This window comes from Agrobacterium burrii, from assembly GCF_017313405.1.
GTDB lineage: Bacteria > Pseudomonadota > Alphaproteobacteria > Rhizobiales > Rhizobiaceae > Agrobacterium > Agrobacterium burrii.
Window position 1 is genome coordinate 41,343 of the sequence record NZ_JAFLNA010000020.1, and the last position, 25,035, is coordinate 66,377.

Genomic DNA, 25,035 nt, shown 5'->3' on the forward strand with positions numbered 1-25,035 from the left:
GCAGCCGGCGCGCCGGCATATCAGGGTGATGCCAACCCTTGAGAACGTGTGTCTACGACGTGCCGGTTAAGCCGCTTTTCCGATGTCCGTGACTATTTCCATTGCATGATCCCGAGCTTCCCTGTCTGCCGCAAACACATCTTCAATCGTGGCGGCGGAGCGGCCGTCATGCATGCGGTTCATGACCGTTTCGACGATTTCAGCCATGTCGAGGAAGCCGATGCCGCCCGCAACGAAGGCGTGAAAGGCGGTTTCTTCGGCTGCATTCAGGATAGCACCCTGTGAACCGCCACGCTCCAGAGCCATACGGGCGAGCCGCAGCGCGGGGAAGCGGGCTTCATCCGGTGCCTCGAAATCGAGCCGCGCCAGTTTTGCGAAATCCAGCCGCTCAACGTTCAGATTGCCGCGCTGCGGATAGGTGAGGGCATAGGAGATGGCGGTGCGCATGTCGGGTGAACCGAGCTGGGCGATATAGGAGCCGTCGCTGTAACCGACCATCGAATGTATGATCGATTGCGGATGGACGATCACCTCCACCTGATCGGGTCTGAGATCGAAGAGGTATTTCGCTTCGATCATTTCCAGCCCCTTGTTGAACATGGAGGCGCTGCCGATGGAGACCTTCAGCCCCATCGACCAGTTGGGATGGGCGCGGGCAATATCGGCCGTGACATTGGCCATCTCGTCGCGCGACCAGGTGCGGAATGGCCCGCCGGAGGCCGTCAGCACGATACGCTCCACGGCCTGTTTGTGATCCCCCGTCAGGCACTGGAAGATCGCGCTATGTTCGCTATCGACCGGGATCAGCCTGCCGCCGCCCTGTTTGACCGTGCGCAGAAAAACATCGCCGGCTGAAACGAGGCATTCCTTGTTGGCAAGGGCGATATCGGCGCCGCGCCGGGCGGCTGTCAGCGTCGGGGCAAGGCCGGGCGTCCCGGCAATCGCCGCCATCACCCAGCCGGCCTCCATCGAAGCCGCTTCTTCAAGGCCGGACTTGCCAGCCGCGACTTTTATACCGGTGCCGGCAAGGGCGGATTTTAATGCTTCGTATTTGTCATCTTCGGCCGTCACCACCATCTGTGCGCCGAATTGACGCGCCTGCTCTGCCAGAAGCGCGATATTTCCCGCGCCGGTCAGCGCCATGATCTGGAATTGGTCGCGGCCGCCCAGTTGACGCACGACGTCCAGCGTGTTGGTGCCGATCGAACCGGTGGAACCCAATATCGTCAGTTTGCGTGGCATTTCACTGGCATTCGTCATCTTCGGTCCGTCGGTATTGTGCGGTTCGCACCTTTTAGAGCATGTCATTCTTGTGAACCGCTGCACGGTTTCGGTGACATGCATTAGCCTCTACTCGCGAAAATCAGCCATAACAAGGATAAAGCCCGGCTATTGTTTTTGCGGATGGCAAAGCCATATGCAAGAAAAACGATGAGAGGACTTAGATGCGACGTTTCCTGGTTTCCAGCGGATGGATTTTTGCGGCAAGCCTCGTGCTGGTGCTGGTCTTTATTCCTCTCGATCCACGTCTTTCCGAAAGCGCGCAGGCCCTGCCCGGAACGATCGTCTCCTTCAATCGCGCCATCACCGATTTCGGAACCTTCAGCTGGATGCTTTATTCCACGGGCGCCCTTGCCATTCTTGCCTATGTCGGCGCGCGGGTTTTGCAGGCGCAGACCTATGCGGGGCGCTTGAGAACAGCATGGCGGCTTCTCGCCTATTTTTTTCTGACGATCGGAACGGCAAGCATTCTCGTCCATACGCTGAAATTCTTGATCGGACGGGCGCGGCCGGAGCTTTTCCTGGAAATCGGCGCCTATAGCCTCACCCCATTTACCGGGGATAATCTCTATGAAAGTTTTCCTTCTGGTCATTCGACCGCTGCAGGAGCATTTTTCGGTGTTTTTGCCATGCTGATGCCGCGCTTCCGCTGGGCGTTTCTTTTGCTTGCCCTTGTCATCGGCGTTTCGCGTGTCATCGTTGGCGCGCATTATCCAAGCGACGTTGCCGCCGGGCTGCTGCTCGGTATGTGGACGGCCATGGCCTTCGCTTTTATCTTTGCCCGGTCCGAAATGCTGTTTCGGTTCGATGCCTATGGCTGGCCGCAGCCGAAAAATGCAAATCTTCCGGTAGCGGATCCACGATAGGGACGTTTACGGGGCGGAAACGGAGAGATGTGATGGAAGAAGCGAAAGTCGCGCCGGAAAATGACGGTAAGGCGGTTCAGCACATCCGCACCTCCGTTGCCATTGCCGGCGGTGGGCCGGCGGGTGTGATGCTTGGCCTGCTGCTTGCGCGCAGCGGTATCGATGTAACGGTGGTCGAAAAACACGGAGATTTCCTGCGCGATTTTCGCGGCGATACCATCCACCCTTCCACGCTTGAACTGATGGAGCAGCTGGGTTTCATCGAGGAGTTTCTGAGCTTGCCGCATACCCGTGCGCCGCGGCTGAACGCGGTTATCGGCGATGAGCGCATCACGATTGCGGATTTTTCCCGGTTACCGGTCCGCTATCGCTTCATTGCCTTCATGCCGCAATGGGATTTTCTCAATTTCATCGTCGGCAAGGCCGGACAATATGAGAACTTCCGGCTGCTGATGAATGCGCCGGTCACTGGCCTGACCGAGCGTGATGGGCGCGTCGGCGGTCTCATCGTCAATACACCTGATGGTGTGATCGAGATCGCCGCTGATCTGGTGGTGGGTGCGGATGGCCGCAACTCCATCGTCCGCGAGGCGGCGGGGCTCGAAATCCAGCGGTTCGGTATTCCGACCGAGGTGCTGTGGATGCGCCTTTCGAAACAGCCGGGCGATTCGACCGAAACCATGGGTCATGTCGGCTCGCGACAGGGTTTCGTGATGATCAACCGGGGCGATTACTGGCAATGCGGTTATGTGGTGCGCAAGGGGTTTTTCGCGGACATCAAGCTGCAGGGACTTGAGGCGTTCAGGGACAGGGTGGCGGAAATCTGCCCTTTCCCGCGCGAGAGGCTTGACGAGCTTACGAGCTGGGATGATGTGCATCTGCTGACTGTTCGCATCGACCGGCTGAAGCGCTGGTGGAAACCCGGTCTGATCTGCATTGGGGACGCGGCCCATGCCATGTCGCCGGTTGGCGGTGTCGGCGTCAATCTGGCCGTTCAGGATGCCGTTGCTGCGGCCAATGTGCTCGTACCGGTGCTCTTGTCCGGTCGGGCCATTACCGATGACGATCTCGCCGCAATCGAAAAACGGCGGTCCTTCCCAACCAAGGCCACGCAATTTTTGCAACGGATGATGCGTATCGGTCGCAAGAAGGGGCAGGCGGAGAAGGCGGAAAAGCCGAAAGGTCCGCCGGCCTTCGTGCGGGCGATCATGCGATTTCCGCTTTTTGCCCATTTGACGGGCCGGCTGGTCGGGCTGGGCTTTCGCCGGGAAAAGATCGAAACATAAGACCGCTCAGGCAGGGAGAGCGATTTCCTTCTCATATTTCAGGCCGATAACGGCTGAGCCGATCAGCCCCGGCTCGATCCGGCAAATGGCAGGCACGACCAGCGGGCGGTTGAAACGCCGGAGAACGCGGCTTCTGACCGCTTCGTCCAGAGCGGCCAGAAGTGCCCTTGAATTCGAAAGCCCGCCGCCGACAGGCACGATGGTCGCGCCGGTGACGTTGATGACCATAGCGAGTGGTGAGGCGAGAATATCGACGAGAATATCGATGGTTCTTGAAGCCTGCGCATCGCCCGCCTGCCAGGCGGAGATGATGTCCTCGCTGGTCATTTCCTGCCGGTGAAGATGCAGGTGCAACTTTTCCATGCCACGGGCGCTGCCGATGGCATCAACGCAACCGGTGAGGCCACAGCCGCACTCAAAACGCGGCAGCGCTACCGGCGGGTTGCCGGCCAGGGTTGCTGCCACCGGCCCATGGCCCCATTCGCCGGCGAAACCGCCATCGCTGTTGATGAGCCTGCCATCGATGACCAGTCCGCCGCCGACACCCGTTCCGAGGATGACGCCGAAGACGACACGATGGTCCTGTCCGGAGCCGATTTCCGATTCGGCGATCACGAAACAATCGGCATCGTTTGAAACGATGACGGGAAGGTTGAGCGCTTTTTCCAACTCGTCTTTCAACACCCTGCCATGGATGCTCTGAATATTGGCAACGGTGGCCTTGCCGGTTTCTGGATCGATGACACCGGCAATCGACAGCGACACGCAGGCGGGTGTGCCGCCGCTATTGTCGATGACGGATTTGAGGCCGGCCGCGAAGTCCTCGAAACTGGTTTTCGGCGTCGGTATGCGCGGCACGGGGCGAATATCATCCGGGGCATAAGCAATCGCCCCCTTGATGGTCGTTCCGCCAATATCGAAACAAACGATCATTGTTCAGGCTCCGGAACGCGCGGCATCGTGGATTTTTTCTCCGTCGATCCATGTGGAATGCATTTGAAGGTCAGGTGTCAGCAAGACGAAATCCGCATCGGAACCGGGCTGGAGTTTTCCCTTGGCCGTCGCACCGATGGCTTCTGCCGGATAAGTGGAGGCCATTCTCAAGGCCTCCTCCAGCGGCGTGTCCATCTTCTCATGCATGAAACGGATGCAGGAGAGCATGTCGATATCCGCCCCTGCCAGCGTGCCATCGGCAAGTGTCAGGCGTCCGCCATTGCGATAGACGCGCCGGCCGTTCAGTTCGAAGCCGTCATCATCCGTGCCGATGGTGGACATGGCATCGGTGACGAGGAAGATGCGGCCGGGGCCGTTCTTGGCGCGCAGCGCAATGCCGATTGCCGTGGGATCGACATGGAAACCATCGGCGATCAGCCCGCAATCAAGTTTTCCGTTCGAGAGTGCGGCTCCAACCAGACCGGGTTCGCGGTGGCCGAGCGGGCTCATGGCGTTGAAGAGATGGGTCACCATGGAAGCGCCGGCATCAGCATAGGCCGTCGCCACGTCGAGGCCGCTGTCGGTGTGGCCAAGGCTGACGACGATGCCGGCCTTTCGGAGCGCTGTAACCTGCTCCTTGGTCACGTTTTCCGGGGCAATGGTCGTCAGCACGAAGGCAAGTTCCGCCTTGCAACGGGTCAGAACCTCGAGATCGGCTGCTTCCATCTTGCGGATCAGCGCCGGATCATGGGTGCCCTTGCGTGCGACGGAAAGATGTGGCCCCTCGAAATGCAGACCGAGGAAACCCGGCACATTGGCCGCAACGGCGGCGATGCCCGCCTGTGCTGCTTCGGAGGTCACATCCGGCCGGTCGGTGATGAGCGTGACCATCAGCGCCGTGGTGCCGAATTGGGCGTGTGCGGCGCAAATGCGGGCGATGCCGTCCACATCCGGCTGGTTGTTGAACATGACCCCGCCGCCGCCATTGACCTGAAGGTCTATGAAGCCCGGCGCGATCAGTAACCCGTTCGCATCAATCACTTCGGCTTCGGCAGGCACGTTGTGTGAGATGGCGGTAACATGTCCATCGCTGGTCAGCAGCACCTTGCCATCGTGCCAGGCGGCGCCATCGAAAATGCGGGCGCCGACAAATGCCTTTATGCCGCTCATTGGGTTTCCGTGACCTTCTTCAATGCCGCAGGTGCATCCGGGTTGAAGCCGCGCGCGCGCGACAATTGCTCGATGAAGCCGTAAAACGGCGCGATCAGCAACAGGGCATCGGTCAGTGGATGGTTTGTTTCCACGAAGGGCAGGGGTTTGGCCGGGCTGCCTTTTGCGGATGTGACGAAAACATTGGCGCCTTTATGGGCAAGACTTGCGGCGATATCCGTCACCGAGGTCTCGGCGCGGTCGCGCGCGGCAAAGGCGATGATGGGGAATTTCGGTGCGACCAGCGAAACGGGGCCATGCATGACTTCTGCCGAGGAGTAGGCTTCCGCATGCAGCTCGCAGGTTTCCTTGCATTTCAGCGCGGCTTCTGCGGCAATAGCAAGGGCGGGGCCACGGCCCAGCATATAAAGCGATTCTTCGCCCTTCACCGCCTCGGCGATCTGGCTCCAGTCGAGTGCAACGGCTCTTGCGAAATTCTGCGGCAGGGCGCTGACCGCCTTGGCGAGCAGGCTGTCTTCCGTCCACTCGGCAAGGATCGCGAGGCCAGCGACGATGGAATTGACGAAGGATTTGGTTGCGGCAACCGCTTTTTCCGGTCCCGCCTGGATATCGATGGCCTGATTGGCTGCATTGCCAAGCGGAGAAGGCAGGGTGTTGACGAGGGAGAAGGTGAGTGCGCCACCCTTGCGGGCACTTTCCGCCAGCGCAACGATATCAGGGCTTTTGCCCGATTGCGACACGGCGAAGGCCGCCGCCCGTTCCAGCCGTAGTTTCGTCTGGTAGATCGAGGCGAGCGAAGGCCCAAGCGACGCCACCGGCAGCCCGGTCTGCAATTCGATCGCATACTTCAGGAAATGCGCGGCGTGGTCGGAGGAACCCCGCGCAATGGTGACGATAACGGCCGGGTCACGGGCTTTCAGCTGGCTGCCGGCTTCCTGAAAATCATTTTTCGCATTGTCCAGCAGACGGGCGACGGCATCGGGAATCTCGTTGATTTCCTGGCGCATCAGGGTTGTCATCGTTTCATGTCCTTGATCGGTGTGTTTCACTCTGAGGTCATCGTCAGTTCGGCGACGAGGTCATAGGCGTCGCTGCGGTAAAGGGCGCGGGATATTTCCATGAGCCGCCCGCTTTCCAGATAGGCCATGCGCTGAACGGACAGCGCCGCCGAGCCCGGCGGAACGCCGAGCAGCAGCGTTTCCTCATCCGTCAGATTGCGGGCGGAAATGCGCTGAATGGCACGGACGGGACGAATGCCGTTTTTCTCAAGCTCCAGATAAAGCGAGTTCTCGACCATCTGCGGGTCGGGCAGAAGATCACCGGGCAGGCTCGTCACTTCGAGCGCAATCGGCTGGTCATTGGCAAGGCGTAAGCGGGTAAGCCGCGCCACCATGGCGGATTGGGAAAGGCCGAGCGCCATCATCTCGTCGCCGGTCGGATAGAACAAACCCCTGTCCAGCCAGCGCGTGCTTGCGGCCATGCCCCGGCGGCGCATGTCTTCCGTAAACGAGGTAAGCTTGGTCAGTGGCTGCTGCATGCGGGTGATGGGCTTGACGACGAAGGTGCCGGAACCGTGCCTGCGAACCAGAAGGCCGTCGCGTACCAGATCGTCCACCGCCTTGCGCACCGTCACGCGGCTGACGCAGGCGCTTTCGGCAATGTCACGCTCGGGCGGCAGGGCGTCGCCATGTTTCAGGCGGCCGCCATCGATGGCGTCTTCAATCGTCTGACGCAGTTTCAGGTAAAGCGGGCCGCCGCCTCCCGATTGCAGGTCGTCCAGATTAAGCACTGCCCCGTTCATCCATAACCTCTGTCGCAATCGATATGGCCAATTCTGGCTATAGCATACAGGCCATAATCAGCAATACCAAAATAGAACCATTAACGAATTTGTACGATTAATCGGTGGTTTGTTCGATGTTTTGCCGAATAATCAGGCTTAATGCTCGATATTTTCGCATTAACCAAAAATATTTTCCTGCTGTAGATATTCCTCTAGACGATTGGCATTTTTTTGGTATTGTTTTTGTAACAGTGGTTGAAGGCGCTCTGTTGCGCATTCGTATCGCTGGGAAAAATTGATCTCCGGTCCTGGATGGGCGTGCGAAATCGAATTTAGCTTGACCGTAATGAAAATTAATTTCATCGTGGCAGGAAATTATCGCAGATAACTGAATAACCAGCACAGAAATGGTTGCTTCTGCGAAAATGAATTACGAATGAACAGGGAACAAAGTTCATGAAGGTGGGAATTATCGGACTCGGATTCCGTCTCGGTTATCTGGGCTACGTTTTTCATGAAATCGACAAGGATTTCGAGATCGTCGGTTATGTCGATCCCGCTCCGGCTGGTCTGCCGGGTCTGCAGGAAAAGGGCATTTCGGTCGGCAAGGCGTATGACAGCCCCGAGGCGTTGATCGCCAACGAAAAATTCGATCTTCTGATGATCGGCTCGCCGAACCATATGCATCTTGAGCATATTCGTCTCGGGCTTGAGGCCGGTTGCACCATCTTCAGTGAAAAGCCGATCGTCGTCAGCATCGAGGAAAGCCTTGAGCTCGCCCGATTGCTCAACAAGCACGGTCATGAGCGGCTTCTGGTGGGCCTTGTCCTGCGTTATTCGCCGCTCTACCGCGATCTGCGCGCCGCGCAGGCCGAAGGCAAGCTCGGCGATGTTGTTTCCATCGAGGCCTCGGAACATATTCCACCGTATCATGGTGCGTTCTTCATGCGCGACTGGCGGCGTTACGAGCATTATTCCGGCTCCTTCATGCTGGAAAAATGCTGCCACGATCTCGATCTTTATAATGGCGTTGTCGGTGCGCGGCCGCGTTTCGTGTCGAGCTTCGGCGGTCGCAAGAGCTTTACGCTCGCGAATGCCCCGCAAAATGACGGTATCAACGACATGGAGGTCTACCATCGCAAGCCGAGCGGCTGGATGGGTTCCGAAAAAGTCTTCGACAGCGACGGCGACATCATCGACTACCAGACGGCGATCGTCGAATATGAGAACGGCGCGTCGCTTGCCTTCCATACCAATCTCAACGTCCCGGACGATTTCCGCCGTTTCTGCGTCATCGGCGCCAAGGGCATGGCGGAGGGTGATTTCGTGCGCGGCTTCCTCAATGTGCACAATGCCCGGACCAATGAAAAGACCGTGGCCAAGACCTATTCGGCGGCAACCACGCTCTCGCAGCATTATGGCGCAGACGAGCAGATGGCAGAGGATGTGATCGCCCATATCGTCAAGGGTGAGCCCCTGCCGGTTTCCGCACTTGATGCGATCGAGGCCGGCATTCTGGCGCTTGCCATGGATGAAGCGCGTCACGGCCGCAAGGTGGTGGACCTCAAGCCGGTCTGGGACGAATATGACCTGGCGCTCTACGGGCAGCCAAAATCGCCCGCCGTGAAATCGGCTTAAGGGGGCGCTGCGATGGATGCGAAACGCAGCGCGGTTATCTTCGCCTGGCTTCTTCTTCTGCCGGCGCTCTTATACATCACGGTTATCGTTGCTTATCCGCTCGTCGATACCTTCATCCTGTCGTTTACCGATGCGTCGCTCCGAAAAACGACCAACTGGATAGGCTTCATCAATTACGAGAAGATTTTCAACGCAACTTTTGCCGATGTCATCACGCGGACCTTTGTCTGGACGTTCTTTTCCGTCTCGATAAAGATGATCATCGGCACATTTGGTGCAGTGCTGCTGAATTCGGCCGTTCCCGGAAGGGCGCTGTTTCGCATCCTGACGATGCCGCCATGGATCGTGCCGATGGCTATCGGCATCTTCATGTGGGGCTGGATGTATAACGGTCAGTTCGGCATGATTTCCGGGGTGCTGCAGAACACCGGTCTGGTGAACGGCCCGGTCGCGTTCCTGGCCTATGGTAACACGGCCTTCTGGGCGACGATCATTACCGATGTGTGGATCGGCGTGCCGATGGTGACGCTGTATCTGCTGGCTGCAATCCAGGCCATCCCGCAGGACCTCTACGAGGCGGCCTGGACGGACGGCGCCAGCCGCGCCTATCGCTTCCGCCGCATCACGCTGCCGCTGATGCTGCCCGCCATGATCACCATGTCGATGATCTCGCTGATTTCGACCTTCAATTCCTTCGACATCATCTGGATTTTGACGCAGGGCGGCCCGACCGGCCAGACGACGACGATGATCATCGATACCTATAAAACGGCGATCGGTTCCTACAAATACGGTGAAGGTGCGGCCCGCGCCGTGCTGATCTGCATCTTCCTGTCGATCTTCACCTATTTCTACTTCCGCATCACCAGCCGTATCTCGCAGGAGGCCACCAGATGACCGACAAAAATGTGATGATCAACCGTTACAGGTGGTATGAAATCGTCGGGATCTATTGTGGCGTCGCGGTGTTTTTAACCTTCGTGCTGGCGCCCTTCGTGGAAGGCTTTCTGGTTTCTCTGAAACCGCTCAGCCTGCTGTTTTCCTCGCCCTACAAGTTCTGGCCGCAAAACGGATCCTTCGAGGCCTACCGAACCATGTGGGTCAGTGTTCCCGGCTTTGCTCGCTACGTCTTCAACTCCTTCTTCATCTCGACGATCTCGACGATCATCGTTTTGCTTTTGGTGGTTCCGGCGTCCTATGCTTTCGCCCGGTTCCAGTTTCGTGGTCGCGGACAGTTGCTCGGCGCGTTTCTGGCGATCAACATGTTTTCCGGCGCGGTGCTCCTGATCCCGCTCTACCGGTTGATGCGCAATATGGGCGTGTTGAACACCTATCTGGCGATGATCATTCCCGGTGCCGCGTTCCTGATCCCCACCGCCATCTGGCTGTTACGCACCTACATGCTGCGCATTCCGCGAGAGCTGGAAGAGGCGGCCTATGTGGACGGTGCGAGCTACTTTTACACCTTCCGCCGGGTGATCCTGCCGCTGGCGATGCCGGGCATCGCCGTCGTCTCCATCACCACCTTCATCGGCGCTTACGCCCAGCAGTTCATCTTCGCGCTCACTTTCAATTCCAAGACCGAATATATGCCGCTGCCCATCGGCCTGTTCGCCTATTTCGGTCGTCAGGAAGTCATCTGGAATGAGTTGATGGCGGCCAGCTTCGTCGGCATTGCGCCGGCCATGATCGTGATCTTCTTCATGCAACGATATCTCGTCAGCGGGCTTACCGCCGGCGCGGTGAAATAAACAACAACAGGAACGACCACCAAAACGGGAGACTAATTATGGCACTGAAACATTACGGATTGGCGCTTTGCGCATTCGCATTTGCCGGTTCCACTGCCCTTACGACGGTGACGGCACATGCCGCCGACAAGGAGATCAGCTGGATCTATTGCGGCGACAAGATGGACCCAATCCATGAAAAATACATCAAGGAATGGGAAGGCAAGAATGCCGGCTTCAAGGTTGTTCCTGAGGTCGTTGGCTGGGCGCAGTGCCAGGACAAGGCAACGACGCTCGCCGCCGCCGGCACGCCGGTCGCCATGGCCTATGTCGGTTCGCGCACGCTGAAGCAGTTCGCACAGAACGATCTCATCGTTCCGGTGCCGATGACGGAAGACGAAAAGAAGACCTATTACCCTAACATTGTCGACACGGTTACCTTCGAGGACACGCAGTGGGGTGTGCCGGTCGCTTTCTCGACCAAAGCGCTCTACTGGAACAAGGACCTGTTCAAGCAGGCGGGCCTCGACCCGGAAGTGCCGCCGAAGACCTGGGCCGAAGAAATCGCCTTCGCCAAGCAGATCAAGGAAAAGACCGGCATTGCCGGTTATGGCCTGCCCGCCAAGACCTTCGACAACACCATGCACCAGTTCATGCACTGGGTTTACACCAATAACGGCAAGGTTATCGATGGCGACAAGATCACCGTCGACAGCCCGCAGGTTCTCGCAGCGCTGAAGGCTTACAAGGACATCACGCCCTATTCCGTCGAAGGTCCGACCGCCTATGAGCAGAACGAAATCCGCGCCATCTTCCTCGATGGCAAGGTTGGTATGATTCAGGCCGGTTCGGGTGCTGCCACCCGCCTGCAGGAAACCAAGATCAACTGGGGCATCGCAACGCTGCCGCTTGGCCCGGAAGCCAAGGGTCCCGGCACGCTGCTCATCACCGACAGCCTGGCGATCTTCAAGGGAACCGGCGTGGAAGAAAAGGCGACCGAATTCGCCAAGTTCATCACCTCGCCCGGCCCGCAGGGCGAATATGAGCTGCAGGGCGGCGCTGGCCTCACTCCGCTGCGTCCGTCGCCGAAGGTTGATGAATTCATCGCCAAGGACCCCTTCTGGAAGCCGCTGATCGACGGTATCGCCTATGGTGGTCCCGAGCCGCTCTTCACCGACTACAAGGGCTTCCAGGATACGATGATCGAGATGGTGCAGTCTGTCGTGACCGGCAAGGCGACCCCGGAGGATGCCGCGAAGAAGGCTTCTGCCGCTCTCGAGCAGTATAAATAATCCACAATGCGACGGTTGCGGGCGCAGGTCGCCCGCAACCTCTTAAATTCGCCGCGAGAATGCCAGCCGCTGTGACGGAAGGGGCTTCTCGTGTTTTTCAACGGTTCCGGTAAAGCGCGGTCTTTCTCGCATTGCGGAACGTCTCTGAGCGCAGCCTGATGTCGGCTGGTGACGGGAGAGGCAAGTTTTGGGTCAGCTTTATCTCAACAACGTCCGCAAGAACTATGGACATTTCGAAGTCATCAAGGGCGTTCAGCTCGACATCAGGGATGGCGAGTTCGTCGTTTTTGTCGGCCCTTCGGGATGCGGCAAGTCCACATTGCTGCGCATGATCGCCGGCCTTGAGGATATTACCGCCGGCGACGTCGTTATTAACGGCGTGAAGGTCAATGAATTGCCGCCGGTCAAACGCGGCATCGCCATGGTCTTCCAGTCCTATGCGCTCTATCCGCATATGACGGTTTTCGAAAATATCGCTTTTCCGCTCCGCGTCGAAAAGATGGAAGAGGCCAAGATCAGGGAGAAGGTCGAGGGGGTTGCCAGGATCCTGCAACTCGACCAGCGCCTGCAGCAGCGTCCCGGCATGTTGTCCGGCGGCCAGCGCCAGCGTGTCGCAATCGGCCGCGCCATCGTTCGCGAGCCGAAGATATTCCTGTTCGACGAGCCGCTTTCCAACCTCGATGCGGCGCTTCGCGCCGATATGCGCATCGAACTCACCAATCTTCATCGGACGTTGCAGGCGACGATGATCTATGTCACCCACGATCAGGTGGAAGCCATGACCATGGCCGACCGCATCGTAGTGCTGAATGCCGGTGAAATCGCCCAGGTCGGCGCGCCGCTAGAGCTTTACCACAAGCCGGCGAACCTGTTTGTGGCAGGCTTCATCGGCAACCCGAAAATGAATTTCCTGAAGGTCACCTGCAAATCCGTCAGCGCCGAGGGCGTGACTGTCGAATATGAGGGTCAGACGATCACCGTGCCGGTGGAGCCTCGCGCCGGCCTCGAAGGCGGGCAACTGACGCTTGGCATTCGCCCGGAACATACGGGTCTCGAAACGGCTGACCTCAACGTCAACTTCGCGCCCAGCGTCATCGAGCGGCTTGGCGTGAATACGATCGCTTATGGCATCGCCCCGACGGGTGAGAACTATTGCGCGCTGCTTTCCGGTTCTGCGCCTGTTGTCGTCGATGAACCCATCATCACCGGCATAAAGGTATCGGATTGCCACCTGTTTGATGAAAGCGGCATTGCGCTGGAACGGCGCGTCGACCTTTCAGTCCTCAAGCTTATCCAATAAGGGGCAGGAACCGGGCTATGAAATCTGTTTTCCCGCGCCCGGCTGTTTCTGATGCGATGCATTTCCGGCGGGTTTCCGTCGTCGCTGCCAGACGAAAAAATGACGCCGGGCTTTTGGCCCGGCGTTCGAAGCTTTCCTGCATGCCCGCGCGGTCACGGCATGGGATTGGGCATGTAACCGGTGAAACCGCTGATCTTCCAGCGTCCTTCATGCAGCCGGCAATAATAGAGCGTCTGCCATTTCATGACGTCGAAGCTGCCGTCGGCCTTGCGAAGCCCGCCGTTGAACTTCTTGCGAACCAGCGCGGTTTCGCCTTCCACCTCGATCTCTTCCAGCGTGGTTGTGGTGAAGATGGCGCCTCTCGGGTCTTCGGCAAATTGCTGGGTTTGAAAATCCTTGGCCTGTTTCAGCCACTCGTCGCGATAGGCGGCGAGCGACGGGAAGGACAGGCGCCAATTGTCCGGGTTAGCCTCACGATTGGCGTTGATGCCGAGAAAGCCGTCCTCGACGAAATCATCCGCGACCTGGGACCAGTCGGCGGCGAGGAAAGCATCGATGTCCCGCGTCACCAGCATTTCCCAGATAAAATGGCGGGCGGTGTCTGTTTTGGCAAAGGGGTTTTTGAATGGATCGCGCATGGTTGTGGTCCGTTGTTGAAATTATTTTCAGGATTTGGAGATTTCTCTGGCGGAGATTGTTGGCATATGCTCATCTCGCAATCAACAAAGAAAATAATTTTCAAATCAGGGATGTGCGGCGTGTCGTCATCGGGACAAAAGATGGGCGATTCATGGGTATGTACGGTTGACGGGCGTCTTGGATTAGGATGCATCGGTAACGGGGCCAGGCCTTAAGTTTTGGCGGAACGGAGACCGGTGAACATGGATATTTTCGCAAGAATACAGGAAGACAGGGGGCAGTTCTCGCAATCGGAACGGCGGATCGCCGATATTCTGGTTTCGGACTTCGAATTCGCCGTCAATGCCTCGATCATCGAGCTTGCGGCCCGTGCCGAGGTTTCTCCGCCGACGGTGACGCGTTTCTGCCGTCGTGTGGGTTGTCTGAGCTTTTCGGATTTCAAGGTCAGTCTCGCCAAGACGGCTTATGTGGGCATTCGTTATCTCACCTCGGAACCATCAAGCACCGGCCCGTCGGATGTTGCGGAGGAGGTGCTTGCCAAGGCGCAGGAAGCGCTTTTCCTGCTGCACAAGACGCTCGACCCCGCCCTCGCCGAAAAAGCGGCGATCAAGATCGCCAATGGTGGCATGATCTATGCTTTTGGTGCCGGCGGCAATTCCTCGATGATCGCCTCGGAAATCCAGAATCGGCTGTTCCGCCTTGGCCTGCGTGTCTCCACCAGTGCCGATCACAGCATGCAACTGATGATGACGGCCGCCGCGCGCAAGGAAGACGTGATCATCGGTTCCTCCTTTTCCGGTCGCAATATGGAGCTGGTGAAGTGTTTCAGGCTGGCGCGGGACATGGGGGTGACCACCATCGCGCTGACCCAGAGCGACACGCCGCTTGCTGCGGCCGCCGATACCGTCGTGGCCGTCAACGTGCCCGAAGGAAACAACATCTTCCGTCCGACCTCATCGCGTTACGCCTATCTGGCGGCCGTCGATATTCTGGCGACACTTGCTGCTTATCACCATCGGCAAAGGTCGATGGTGACATTGCGTCACATCAAGCAGCAGCTCGTGGAACATCGCGATTCGGATGACAGGCAATTGCTCGGTGACTGAGGGCGGCTGACGAAAAATATGGGCTGCATTGCCTGAAATCCCGCCTTTTGGCGGGTCGGAAAGCTTCAAGGGAGTGGTAGGAGATGAAGGACAGGAAAGACCAGCTCGCCGTCGTTACCGGCGCGGCAGGTGATATCGGCCGGGCGATTGCGGCGGCACTTTCTGAAAGCCATGCGAAGGTGGTGCTCGCCGATATCGATGCCGACGCCTTGTCCCATGCGCTTTCGCAGCTTTCCGGTCCTGGCTTCGTTGCGAAGACCTGTGACGTCACCGATCCGCAGGACCTTATGCGGCTGGCCGCCGAGGTTGCCGAACTGGGTGATGTCGCGACCCTCGTCAACAATGCGGGTGCTGCAAGGGCCGTGAGCCTGCATGACACGACCGCCGACATATGGCGCAAGGACAATGCCCTCAATCTGGAAGCGCCGTTTCTGTGCTTCAGGGCTTTCGAGGAAGCGCTGAAGCGGACACAAGGGTCAGTGGTCAATATCACATCCGTCAATGGTATGGCGGTGTTCGGCCATCCGGCCTATAGCGCGGCCAAGGCCGGGCTGATCCATCTGACGAAGCTGATCGCTGTCGAATACGGAAAATTCGGCATCCGCTGCAACGCCGTGGCGCCCGGAACCGTGCGCACCCAGGCATGGGAAGCACGGGCAGCCAGCAATCCGCAGGTCTTTGAGGAGGCGAAGCACTGGTATCCGCTGCAGCGGATCGTACGGCCCCAAGATGTGGCCAGCGCGGTTGCCTTTCTGGCCGGTCCACAGGCACAGGCCATCAGCGGTGTGTGCCTGCCGGTCGATTGCGGGCTTACGGCGGGGCAGGCGCCGCTGGCCCGGACTTTTTCGCAATCCGAACACTACTGATCGACGCCCTTTCACGGGCTCAATACGCAATGAAGGGGAGCATCATGGCGCTCACAAATTATCGTCTTGAAAATTCATGGCATCCGCTCGCAGAGTCCGCATCCGGCGGCTTTACGTTCACGCTGGTCAATCTTTCCCGCGAACCGCTGAAGGATTTTCGCATCGTCTACACCTCGCTGACGCGGACGGTGGACAAGCCGGTTTGCGGCAATGCCGTTTATCTGCGCCGCAATGCCAATTTCCATGAGTTTGCGCCGCCAGCCGGTTTCGTCCTCGAAGCGGGGAAATCCTGGCGCTTCACCGTCGATGGCCTCCTGAGGCCCGCCCGGCATCGCACCGACGGGGCGAAATCCGCCTATGTCAGCCTTGCCGATGGCACGCATCGGGCCGTCGATGTCGGCGATCTGATGCTGGATGGGCGTCATAGCGAGCCAGCGCCGGTGCTGCTTCCGGAAGGCGAGCTCGACCTGCCTTTCGCCATTCAGCCATGGCCCGCTGAAATCAATGCCGAGCCGGGCGAGGGTTTTCCTGTCGCGCTTTTCCCGACGGAAGACGCAAGCACGGAAGAGGTTCTTGCGGTGGAAACCGTGCTTTCCCTGTTCCGCAGGCTTTTTGCCGTGGGGCACGTGCCTTTCAGCCTTGCGCCGGTTCATGAGGGAAAGCCGCTTCGTTTCAAGCAGCATAGCGGGCTGGAAGCCGAAGGTTATCGCATCACCTTTTCCGAAGATGCGGTGGTCGTGGAATATTCGGCCTCTGCCGGTCTGCAATATGGCCTGACGGTTCTGGCGCAATTGCTGCATGGCGCACGCATCGATCCCAAATTCCGGTTCCCGGCGTCTGGCAGCATCAGTGATGCGCCGCGTTACAGCTGGCGCGGCTGCCATCTGGATGTCTCGCGGCAATTTTATCCGACCGGCGATGTCGTGCGGCTTATCGATATTCTCGCATGGCTGCGCATGAACCGGTTCCATTGGCATCTGACGGATGACGAGGCATGGCGTCTCGAAATCAAGGCCTATCCGCTGCTGACCACTGTCGGCGCGACACGTGGTCCAGATGCGCCGCTTCTGCCGCAGCTTGGCAACGGGGCTGAGCCGGTTTCGGGCTATTACACGCAGGACGACGTGCGCAGGGTCGTTGCCCACGCGGCCGCGTTGAATGTCGAAATCGTGCCGGAGGTTGATATTCCCGGCCACAGCACGGCGGCTCTCGTCGCCTATCCGGAATTGACGGACGGGCAGGAAGCGCCCGACAGCTATCGCTCGGTGCAGGGATATCCGAACAATGCGCTCAACCCGGCAATCGAGCCGACCTATGAATTCCTCGGCAAGATATTCGACGAGATGGTGGAGCTGTTCCCGTCGCGGCTGATCCATATTGGCGGCGATGAGGTTGCGGATGGTTCATGGCTGGCCTCGCCGCTTGCCAAGGCATTGATGGAAAAGGTGGGGCTGGATGGCACCTTCGGCATTCAATCCTATTTCATGAAGCGCATTCAGGGGATGCTGCATGAGCGCGGCCGCCAGCTTGCCGGCTGGGACGAGGTTTCCCACGGCGGCGGTGTCGATCCGGCTGGAACATTGCTGATGGCATGGCAGAAGCCGGAAGTCGGTCTTGAGCTTGCACGTCAGGGCTACGATGTGGTGATGACGCCGGGTCAGGCCTATTATCTCGACATGGTGCAGGATGAAGCCTGGCAGGAGCCGGGTGCGAGCTGGGCCGGCACCGTTCCGCCTTCGCATACCTATGCCTATGAGGCCGTCGGTGAGTTTCCGGAGGAATTGAAGGAGCGGATGAAAGGTGTTCAAGCCTGCATCTGGTCCGAACATTTCCTCAATCGCGCCTATTTCAACCATCTGGTTTTCCCGCGGTTGCCGGCTATCGCCGAGGCGGCATGGACGCCGAAGGCGCAGAAGGACTGGCTGCGGTTTTCTGCCATCGTTCCCTTGAGCCCGGTTTATTAAGGGGAGGGCGAGATGCGTATTGCCGTTGGCGGAATTCATACCGAATGCAGCACCTATTCGCCGGTGCTGATGGGTGAGCAGGATTTTCGCGTCTTTCGCGGCGCGGAATTGCTGGAGGCCGAGTATTTCAATTTCCTCGGTGAAGGCGGAGCGGAGATACTGCCGCTTCTGCATGCTCGTGCGGTGCCAGGTGGTCCCGTATCGCGCGGGGCCTATGAGGCGTTCAAAGCGGAATTCCTTGACCGCCTGAAGGCCTCGCTACCGCTGGACGGGCTCTATCTCGCCATGCATGGCGCGATGAATGTCGAAGGCATGGATGATGCGGAGGGTGACTGGATTTCCAGCGCCCGTGCCGTCGTCGGGCCGGATGTGATCATTTCCGCGAGCTACGACCTGCACGGCAATGTGAGCCAGACGATCATCGATCAGCTGGATATATTCGCCGGCTACCGAACCGCGCCGCATATCGACGTGCGCGAGACGATGGTGCGGGCTTGGACGATGTTGCTCAAGGCCCTGAAAACGGGTGAAAAGCCCGGTGTGGCTTGGGCGAAAATTCCCGTTCTTCTGCCCGGTGAAAAGACGTCCACCGAAGATGAGCCAGCCAAAAGCCTCTATGAGGTTCTGCCGGGCTATGACACCCGGCCCGGCATTTGGGATGCGAATTTTATGATCGGTTACGTCTGGGCCGATGAGCCACGGGCGACGGCCTGCGCGGTGGTGACGGGATCGGACAGAGAGGCGGCACAGGCGGTCGCAGCTGAAATCGCGCAATCTTACTGGGATGCCCGGCAGGATTTTCGTTTCGGTCCCGTGACCGAGCCGCTTGAGGCCATTTTGGATATTGCGGAAAAGACGGCTACCGGCCCGATCATTCTCGCTGACTCAGGCGACAATCCAACTGGTGGCGGGGTCGGCGATCGTGCTGATGTTCTGGCGGCACTGATTGCGCGTAACTGGCAGGGTGCTCTCTTAGGCGGCATAACCGACCGACCGGCGGTCGAAGCCTGTTTTGCGGCTGGCGAGGGGGCGGCTCTTTCCCTCAAGATTGGCGGCAGCCTCGATCCGCAAAGCCCGTCGGTCACTGTCGAAGCCAAGATCCTGAAATTGGACGGTTCCGGCGCTGCGGATCAGCGGCAGGCGGTGGTCGCCATCGGTGGTATCACCGTCATTCTGGCGGCGCGGCGCAGGCCCTATCACATGATTTCTGATTTCACCCGTCTCGGCTTTGATCCGAAGGCGGTGAAGTTGCTGGTCGTCAAGTCAGGTTATCTTTCGCCGGAGCTTGCGCCGATCGCCAATCCCAACCTGATGGCGCTGACGGAGGGGGTTATCAATCAGGATATCGAAAACCTTCCCAATCGTCGCCGGGATGGCGATTTTTACCCATGGAAGCCGCATTTCGACTATATGCCGAAACCCATTCTTTCGGCCCGCTGGCAATGACAGCGGTCCGGTAGCTTTTATCCAGCGATCCGGCGGGGCCGGATCATCTCAGGCGAATATCTATGCCGTCGGCTCTTTCCATCGTCATCAACAATCCGTCGATCCGCATCGGGGCGCTCGCCATCCTGTTTTTCGGATTTTCGAATGCGGCGACCGCACCTTATCAGGCAGTCATCGGTATTCGCGAAATAGGACTCAGCAACACCGTTTATTCCCTGCTGATGCTTTTTGCTGCCATCATCAATGTCAGCGCCAGCGTTCTGATGGGCATTGTGGCCGACAGGCTGGGCGAATATCGCAAGCCCATGCTCTATATCGCGCTGTTCGGTGTCAGCGGCTATATGCTGGTTTATCTGGCGGGCAATGCGACGGCCTTTGTGAGCGCGAAGCTCATTCTCCTGCCGATTTTCGGGGCGATGAACTCGCTGATCTTCGCGCATGTGCGCGCCGATGCCCGCAATCTTTCGACGGGCGACATGATTGCCGTGAACTCGATCATGCGGGCGACAATCTCGCTGTCATGGGTGCTGGTGCCGGGTATCGTTGGCATTTTTCTCATCAGTTCCGGCAATATGCTGACGGCCTTCCTGTTCTCCGGCCTTTGCGCACTTGTCTGTTTTCTGCTCGTCGCCTTCTGCCTGCCTCGGGCCGCCACGCCGGCGGTGGTGAATACGGAAGCGCGTTTCGGCCTGCGCGCCTCGCTTGCGGAAATCGGATCACGGCGGGTCTTGTTGCGGATCATCGCCATCGCGCTCATCTGCTCAATGCTGCATCTCAATGATTCGATACGTTCGCTCATCATCACGGGCCAGGCGAAGGGCACGGTGGCGGATATCGGCATCGTGGCGGGCATCGTTGCCGCGCTGGAAATCGTCTTCATTCTCTTGTGGGGCTGGATCGAGAAGAAGGTGCCGCAAACGCTGACATTGGCGGCGGGAGCGGTGCTTTATGCGGTCTACCTCATTCTGCAGGGGCTTGCGACGGAACCCTGGCATATCTACGCGCAGACTTTCATCAGCGCGTTGGGAGCTGCTGCCATCATCAGCATCCCCATCACTTATCTGCAGGAATTGATCGCGGACCGGCCGGGGCTTGGAAGCTCGCTGATCGCGGTCAATATCTTCCTCGGCGCCGGTCTGGGTGCACTGATTTTTGCCGTTGGGACAATGGTCTCCACCTATTCGGGCACCTCCATATTGGGGGCGATCGTGGGTCTTGGCGGCGTTTATATGCTCTACACGCTTGATGGGACGGGTCGCCGCAGGTAGAGCCTCGGACCGAAAAGTGTGAGCGGTTTTCGGATACTCCGGTGCATAAACAGGGCACGTTCAAATGAAAGAGGTTAGGATGATTCTCGAGATTTGCGTGGACGATGTGGCCGGTCTGGAAGCGGCGGTTCGGGGCGGGGCCGATCGGATCGAGTTATGCGCCGCGCTCTCCGGCGGCGGCGTGACACCGTCTGCGGGCTTCATGCAACGGGCGGCGTCCTGTGGATTGCCCGTCAGCGTGATGATCAGACCGCGCGCCGGTGATTTCGTGTTCACGCGCGACGAAGCCGATGTGATGAAACGCGATATCGATGCGGCACGCGCGGCAGGCCTTTCCGGCCTGGTGCTTGGCGCATCGCTTGGGGATGGCTCGCTTGACATTGCCCTGCTTGAAGAATTGCGCCGTCATGCCGAGGGGCTGGATATGACGCTACACCGCGCTTTCGATGTCGTTCCGGATATGGATGAAGCGCTGGAGGCGGCCATCGCTCTCGGCTTCCCGAGAATTCTGACTTCCGGCGGCGCCCGTTCGGCGCTTGAAGGGGTAGAGGCGCTGGCGCGTCTATCCGAGAGAGCAGCCGGTCGGATCATCATCATGCCGGGTGCCGGCGTGCGTCCGCAGAGCGTGCAGGCATTGCTGGATCGCTTTCCGATTACGGAAATCCACGCCTCCTGTTCCGCCGTTCCCTTCTATGATCCGGAAAGCCGGGTGGCGAAGCTAGGTTTCACCGGCGATGGGCGCAAGGGTACAGATGAGGCGGCGGTTCGCGAATTAAAGGCGATGCTTACCGCTCATCATAAAGGCGGCGCAAAGCTCTAGCCGTACCGGCCGCCCCATTGAGATCGAGGTGGATTGCGTCGGGTCCCGGCAGAGCCAATGCCGCCGTGATGGCATCGGCCATGGATTGCGCGGAGATATCTTTCTCCTCCAGAACCTGCGCCAACCCCAACCGTGCCAATCGTTCGGCACGGGCGCTCTGTTCGGTTTCGCCACCGGTCGCGAAGGGGATGAGGAGCGAGCGGCATTTGGCCTGAAGAATATCGCAGACGGTGTTGTAACCCGCCTGTGAAACCGAAAGCCGCGCGCCGGCGAGCAGGCTTGCGAAATCCTTGCGGAAACGGAAGACAGAGACATTGTCCGGTGCCTCAGCCGAAATAGCGTCGAAATCCACCTCGGGCATGTTGGGGCCAGTGACGAGGCACCAGTTCCCGATGCCGTCCAGCAGCGGTGCGGCCTCAAGGGCGGCCCGTACAAGTGCTGCACCGACCGCGCCACCGCCGGCGGATACCACGATATCGAATTTCTCCGCCGGTTGCGGCGGTGGAAGCGGGGCAACAAGGCCGGTATAGACGATGCGCTGGCTGATCTCGCCGGCAAGGGGGAAGGTGTTTTCCAGCCGGGCGAAATTCGGGTCGCCATGCACCAGCACGGCATCGAAATGCTTTTTCACCAGCGACACGGTTTCTTCGTCTCGGCCCGGCTTGGTTTTTTCCTGTAGAATATCGCGCAGCGATGTCATGACCAGCGGGCGCGGTTCGCTGTCCTCGATCTCGTCCAGCAGCGGTAGCAATTCGAACCGCACCTGCCTGCGGCCGAAGGGGAAAGCTTCGATGATGACGATATCGGGTTTTGCACCGTGATAGGCGCCAATCAGCATATCGGTTCTGAGCTTCCTGAAGGCGTCGTCCACCGGCTTGCCGGAACTATCGACAAGACCGGAAAAGCTGCCGTCGCTGACGGCGATCGGTGGTAGCTCTACATGGCGGATTCCCTCGCCCGGAAAGCCCGGAACCGGGGTGCCGCCTGTGACCAGAACGACATCGAAACCATCCGCCTGAAGCGCGTTGGCAATGCGGCTGGCGCGGGCGATATGGCCGATGCCCAGAAGATGCTGGACGTAAAAAAAGACGGAAGGACGCTTTTCCGGATCACTCATGGTGCTTTTTCCCACTCGGTCTCAAACAGCGCCTTCAGTTCCACGATGCTGGTGCGGTGGTCGAACGCGGTTCGCACACGGTTCTCGGCGGCGCTGCCCAGACGCTGGCGCAATTGCGGATCGGTGATCGCGCTGCGCAGAGCGCCTGCGAAGGCGGTCGGATTTTCCGGCTCGGTTAGCAAACCGTTTTCGCCAGAAATGAAAAACTCTGGAATGCCTGAAATATTGGTGGAAATGCAGGTCAGCGCCTGGCTGGCGGCTTCGACCAGCACATTGGGAAGGCCGTCGCGGTCGCCATCGCTGGTGATGCGGCAGGCAAGTGCGAAGAGATCGGCTTCACGGTAATTTTCCAGCACCTGCTTCTGGTCCATGGCGCCGGTCCAGACGATCCTGTCGGCGATGCCAAGCTCGTCGGCGAGTTTCCTCAGTACCGCAAGTTCGTCGCCGCCACCGATATGGGTGAAACGCCAATGGATATCTCGCGGAAGCGAAGCCAGCGCCCGCAGCAGAATGTCGATGCCCTTTTTCTTGACTGCCCGCCCGACACTTAGGATCCGGACTGGATCATCTGCGTCCGATCCATCTCGTGCCGGTCGCGATGTTTCGAAATGCGGGAAGCGGGTGAGATCGAGACCGTGATAGCTGAGATGCACGTTCCGCTTCGCCCCGGAAAGGGTCTGCAGGTGCTGAAAGCCACCGGCGGTGCAGGTCACGGCCCAGCGGGCGCTTTGCAGCTTGGCGGCAAGGTCGCGATCGTTCGAGGTCCAGATATCCTTGGCGTGGGCGGAAATCGTCCAGGGCGTTCCGGTTATCAGATGGGTATAGGCGGCGACCGAGGCGGGCGTGTGAATGAAGTGAACATGCAGCCACTCGGCATCCACAGGCCATTCATGCGCCAGCACAGCGGCCTGCCCAAAACGGCGGAAGCGGTTGCGGCTGAGATCATGGGGCAGATCACTGAAGAAGCGGCGGAGCGCACTGGTGAAGCCCGGCTTTTTCCGGCAGGCCCACAGCGCTTTCAGGACGCGCAGCGGCTCCTCATGCAGATATTCCGGCAGGTAGGTGACGGGTGCGCGGATTTCATCATGAACGGGGTGGCGCTTTTTGTCTGTCGGCCGGCGCATGGACATGAGTTCGAGTTTCAGCCCGGCCTTTTCAAGCCCCAGAAGTTCCTGGGCGATGAAAGTCTCGGACAGGCGCGGATAGCCCTTGAGGAGCACCACGATTTTTTTTGTATCGGTCACGTTGCGCGTGTCTCTTTTGAAGCGGTGGTTGTCGGGGAGCCGGTCACGCAGAGAGCGTGATCGGCGCCTTTTCGCCCTCGGGCGGCAGCCATTCGGCGATCCGTTTCGATATGTTTTCCAGACCGTCGAGCTTCAGCTCTCGCGAATTGACGGAGGGTGGCGCGCGGTTCGGCAGGGCTTTGAGAGCTTCCGCCATTTTTGCGGGATTTTCGGCATCTTCCGGCAAAAGCATGTCGAAAAGGCCGAGTTCCGAGGCGCGGCTGGCGCGGATCAGCTGCTCTTCCCGCGGCACGGTGCGCGGCACGACGAGGGCGGGCTTGTCGAAGGATAAGATCTCGCAGACGGTGTTATAGCCGCCCATCGACACGACGGCCTGGGCGCCGGCGACGAGATCTTCCATGCGGTTGTCGAATTCGATGATCTCTATATGGGGAATATCGGCAACGCTGCTCATGAAGCGCTGACGCTGATCCGCCGGCATATAGGGGCCGAGCACCACCAGCGCCTTGTGGGTCAGTTCAGGATCATGGCGGTAAGCGTTGATGACATCGTCGATCAATTCGCTGCCATCGCCGCCGCCGCCGGTGGTGATGAGGAGATAGTCTCCTTCCGGGCGGTGCGCCACGGTTTCGGCCTGCGTTTTGGACCTTTGCAGGAAGCCGACGAAATCCATCTTGTCACGGACGTTTTCGGGGACATCGAGCCCGGTCAGCGGGTCGTGGAAATCCGGCGGGCCATAGACCCAGACGTGGTCATAAAACTGGCCGATCTTGGTCATGACGTTGTTGCGCTTCCACTCGGCTTCGAGCAGTTGCGGCGCATCCATGACGTCACGCAGGCCGATGACGAGCTTGGTTCCCTGTCCCTTGAGATAGGCAAGCGTTTCTTCCACTTCGCCGCGAAGGCCCATGGGTTCCTTGTCGACGATGAAGATATCCGGCTTAAAGCTTTCGGCCGTATGATAGATGATGGAACGGCGCATCTTCAGGGTTTCCTGAAGATCGATATGCCTGTCCATTGAGGTATATTCGCCATTGCGCAGCTTGATGACGCTCGGGATCTTCACGAAATCGACACGGGCGCGATAATCGAAGGCGCCGGCAATGGTCGCACCCGAAATGATGAGAACATTGAGGCCGCGATAATCCTCCACCAGCGCATGCGCAATTGTGCGACAGCGCCGCAGATGGCCTAGGCCAAAGGAATCGTGGCTGTACATGAGGATACGCGCGTCGTTCAAACGGGAGGTCATGGGCCACACCTCTTTTTGCCTTTCACAAAAAAGG

General features: G+C 59.0%; 22 protein-coding genes. 13 read left to right on the top strand and 9 right to left on the bottom strand.

Features of this window, described 5'->3' with window-relative positions:
• Positions 1 to 66: 66 nt before the first annotated feature.
• Complete coding sequence (gene dxr, locus JZX89_RS26730) at positions 67 to 1,260, bottom strand: 1-deoxy-D-xylulose-5-phosphate reductoisomerase (protein WP_207135925.1); 1,194 nt, start codon at positions 1,258 to 1,260, stop codon at positions 67 to 69.
• A 185-nt stretch (positions 1,261 to 1,445) separates the two neighbouring features.
• On the opposite strand from dxr, the gene JZX89_RS26735 reads away from it, so the two are divergent.
• Together JZX89_RS26735 and JZX89_RS26740 are read left to right on the top strand one after the other, a co-directional pair.
• Positions 1,446 to 2,147, top strand: coding sequence for a phosphatase PAP2 family protein (locus JZX89_RS26735; RefSeq protein WP_153515546.1), 702 nt, complete (start codon positions 1,446 to 1,448; stop codon positions 2,145 to 2,147).
• Between the two features lie 32 nt (positions 2,148 to 2,179).
• Positions 2,180 to 3,433, top strand: coding sequence for an FAD-dependent oxidoreductase (locus tag JZX89_RS26740; protein ID WP_207135926.1), 1,254 nt, complete (start codon positions 2,180 to 2,182; stop codon positions 3,431 to 3,433).
• Between the two features lie 6 nt (positions 3,434 to 3,439).
• On the opposite strand, the gene JZX89_RS26745 is transcribed toward JZX89_RS26740, so the two are convergent.
• From JZX89_RS26745 to JZX89_RS26760, 4 genes are read right to left on the bottom strand one after another with little or no spacing between them, the layout of a single operon-like run.
• On the bottom strand, positions 3,440 to 4,366 hold the full coding sequence (locus JZX89_RS26745; protein ID WP_207135927.1) for an ROK family protein: 927 nt from the start codon (positions 4,364 to 4,366) through the stop codon (positions 3,440 to 3,442).
• A gap of 3 nt (positions 4,367 to 4,369) precedes the next feature.
• Positions 4,370 to 5,536, bottom strand: a complete 1,167-nt coding sequence (gene nagA, locus JZX89_RS26750; RefSeq protein WP_207135928.1) for an N-acetylglucosamine-6-phosphate deacetylase — start codon at positions 5,534 to 5,536, stop codon at positions 4,370 to 4,372.
• Positions 5,533 to 6,555: an SIS domain-containing protein gene (locus tag JZX89_RS26755; protein ID WP_207135929.1), complete on the bottom strand. Its 1,023-nt coding sequence runs from the start codon at positions 6,553 to 6,555 to the stop codon at positions 5,533 to 5,535. The genes nagA and JZX89_RS26755 overlap by 4 nt, the downstream gene beginning before the upstream one ends.
• Positions 6,556 to 6,581: 26 nt before the next feature.
• Positions 6,582 to 7,337, bottom strand: a complete 756-nt coding sequence (locus JZX89_RS26760) for a GntR family transcriptional regulator (RefSeq protein ID WP_207135930.1) — start codon at positions 7,335 to 7,337, stop codon at positions 6,582 to 6,584.
• A gap of 438 nt (positions 7,338 to 7,775) precedes the next feature.
• Here JZX89_RS26760 and JZX89_RS26765 point away from each other — a divergent pair, with 438 nt between their 5' ends.
• The 5 genes from JZX89_RS26765 (at position 7,776) to JZX89_RS26785 (ending at position 13,279) form a co-directional block, all read left to right on the top strand.
• Complete coding sequence (locus JZX89_RS26765) at positions 7,776 to 8,957, top strand: Gfo/Idh/MocA family protein (RefSeq protein ID WP_207135931.1); 1,182 nt, start codon at positions 7,776 to 7,778, stop codon at positions 8,955 to 8,957.
• Between the two features lie 12 nt (positions 8,958 to 8,969).
• A complete protein-coding gene (locus tag JZX89_RS26770) occupies positions 8,970 to 9,854 on the top strand; it encodes a carbohydrate ABC transporter permease (RefSeq protein ID WP_149900555.1) in 885 nt (294 codons plus the stop codon).
• Positions 9,851 to 10,708, top strand: a complete 858-nt coding sequence (locus tag JZX89_RS26775; protein ID WP_207135932.1) for a carbohydrate ABC transporter permease — start codon at positions 9,851 to 9,853, stop codon at positions 10,706 to 10,708. The genes JZX89_RS26770 and JZX89_RS26775 overlap by 4 nt, the downstream gene beginning before the upstream one ends.
• Positions 10,709 to 10,746: 38 nt before the next feature.
• Positions 10,747 to 11,979, top strand: a complete 1,233-nt coding sequence (locus JZX89_RS26780; protein WP_149900557.1) for an extracellular solute-binding protein — start codon at positions 10,747 to 10,749, stop codon at positions 11,977 to 11,979.
• A 187-nt stretch (positions 11,980 to 12,166) separates the two neighbouring features.
• Positions 12,167 to 13,279 (top strand): ABC transporter ATP-binding protein, encoded by a 1,113-nt coding sequence (locus JZX89_RS26785; RefSeq protein ID WP_207135933.1) that lies wholly within the window; start codon positions 12,167 to 12,169, stop codon positions 13,277 to 13,279.
• Between the two features lie 152 nt (positions 13,280 to 13,431).
• On the opposite strand, the gene JZX89_RS26790 is transcribed toward JZX89_RS26785, so the two are convergent.
• Positions 13,432 to 13,917 carry a hypothetical protein gene (locus JZX89_RS26790; RefSeq protein ID WP_207135934.1) on the bottom strand — a complete coding sequence of 162 codons (486 nt, stop codon included), beginning with the start codon at positions 13,915 to 13,917 and terminating at the stop codon, positions 13,432 to 13,434.
• A gap of 243 nt (positions 13,918 to 14,160) precedes the next feature.
• Between JZX89_RS26790 and JZX89_RS26795 the strand changes: the two genes are divergently transcribed.
• From JZX89_RS26795 to JZX89_RS26820, 6 genes are all read left to right on the top strand, one after another.
• Positions 14,161 to 15,024, top strand: coding sequence for a MurR/RpiR family transcriptional regulator (locus tag JZX89_RS26795; RefSeq protein WP_207135935.1), 864 nt, complete (start codon positions 14,161 to 14,163; stop codon positions 15,022 to 15,024).
• A gap of 83 nt (positions 15,025 to 15,107) precedes the next feature.
• Complete coding sequence (locus tag JZX89_RS26800) at positions 15,108 to 15,890, top strand: SDR family oxidoreductase (RefSeq protein WP_207135936.1); 783 nt, start codon at positions 15,108 to 15,110, stop codon at positions 15,888 to 15,890.
• A gap of 44 nt (positions 15,891 to 15,934) precedes the next feature.
• Positions 15,935 to 17,854: a beta-N-acetylhexosaminidase gene (locus tag JZX89_RS26805; RefSeq protein ID WP_207135937.1), complete on the top strand. Its 1,920-nt coding sequence runs from the start codon at positions 15,935 to 15,937 to the stop codon at positions 17,852 to 17,854.
• Positions 17,855 to 17,866: 12 nt separating this feature from the next.
• Positions 17,867 to 19,300: a M81 family metallopeptidase gene (locus JZX89_RS26810; RefSeq protein ID WP_207135938.1), complete on the top strand. Its 1,434-nt coding sequence runs from the start codon at positions 17,867 to 17,869 to the stop codon at positions 19,298 to 19,300.
• A 62-nt stretch (positions 19,301 to 19,362) separates the two neighbouring features.
• Positions 19,363 to 20,568 carry an MFS transporter gene (locus tag JZX89_RS26815; RefSeq protein WP_149900564.1) on the top strand — a complete coding sequence of 402 codons (1,206 nt, stop codon included), beginning with the start codon at positions 19,363 to 19,365 and terminating at the stop codon, positions 20,566 to 20,568.
• A 79-nt stretch (positions 20,569 to 20,647) separates the two neighbouring features.
• Complete coding sequence (locus tag JZX89_RS26820; protein ID WP_207135939.1) at positions 20,648 to 21,388, top strand: copper homeostasis protein CutC; 741 nt, start codon at positions 20,648 to 20,650, stop codon at positions 21,386 to 21,388.
• Here JZX89_RS26820 and JZX89_RS26825 read toward each other — a convergent pair.
• From JZX89_RS26825 to JZX89_RS26835, 3 genes are read right to left on the bottom strand one after another with little or no spacing between them, the layout of a single operon-like run.
• Positions 21,354 to 22,505 carry a glycosyltransferase family protein gene (locus tag JZX89_RS26825; RefSeq protein ID WP_207135940.1) on the bottom strand — a complete coding sequence of 384 codons (1,152 nt, stop codon included), beginning with the start codon at positions 22,503 to 22,505 and terminating at the stop codon, positions 21,354 to 21,356. The two genes, JZX89_RS26820 and JZX89_RS26825, sit on opposite strands and share 35 nt — an antisense overlap.
• Complete coding sequence (locus JZX89_RS26830) at positions 22,502 to 23,749, bottom strand: glycosyltransferase (protein WP_207135941.1); 1,248 nt, start codon at positions 23,747 to 23,749, stop codon at positions 22,502 to 22,504. The genes JZX89_RS26825 and JZX89_RS26830 overlap by 4 nt, the downstream gene beginning before the upstream one ends.
• Before the next feature lie 43 nt (positions 23,750 to 23,792).
• Positions 23,793 to 25,001: a glycosyltransferase family protein gene (locus JZX89_RS26835; protein ID WP_149900567.1), complete on the bottom strand. Its 1,209-nt coding sequence runs from the start codon at positions 24,999 to 25,001 to the stop codon at positions 23,793 to 23,795.
• Positions 25,002 to 25,035: the final 34 nt, after the last annotated feature.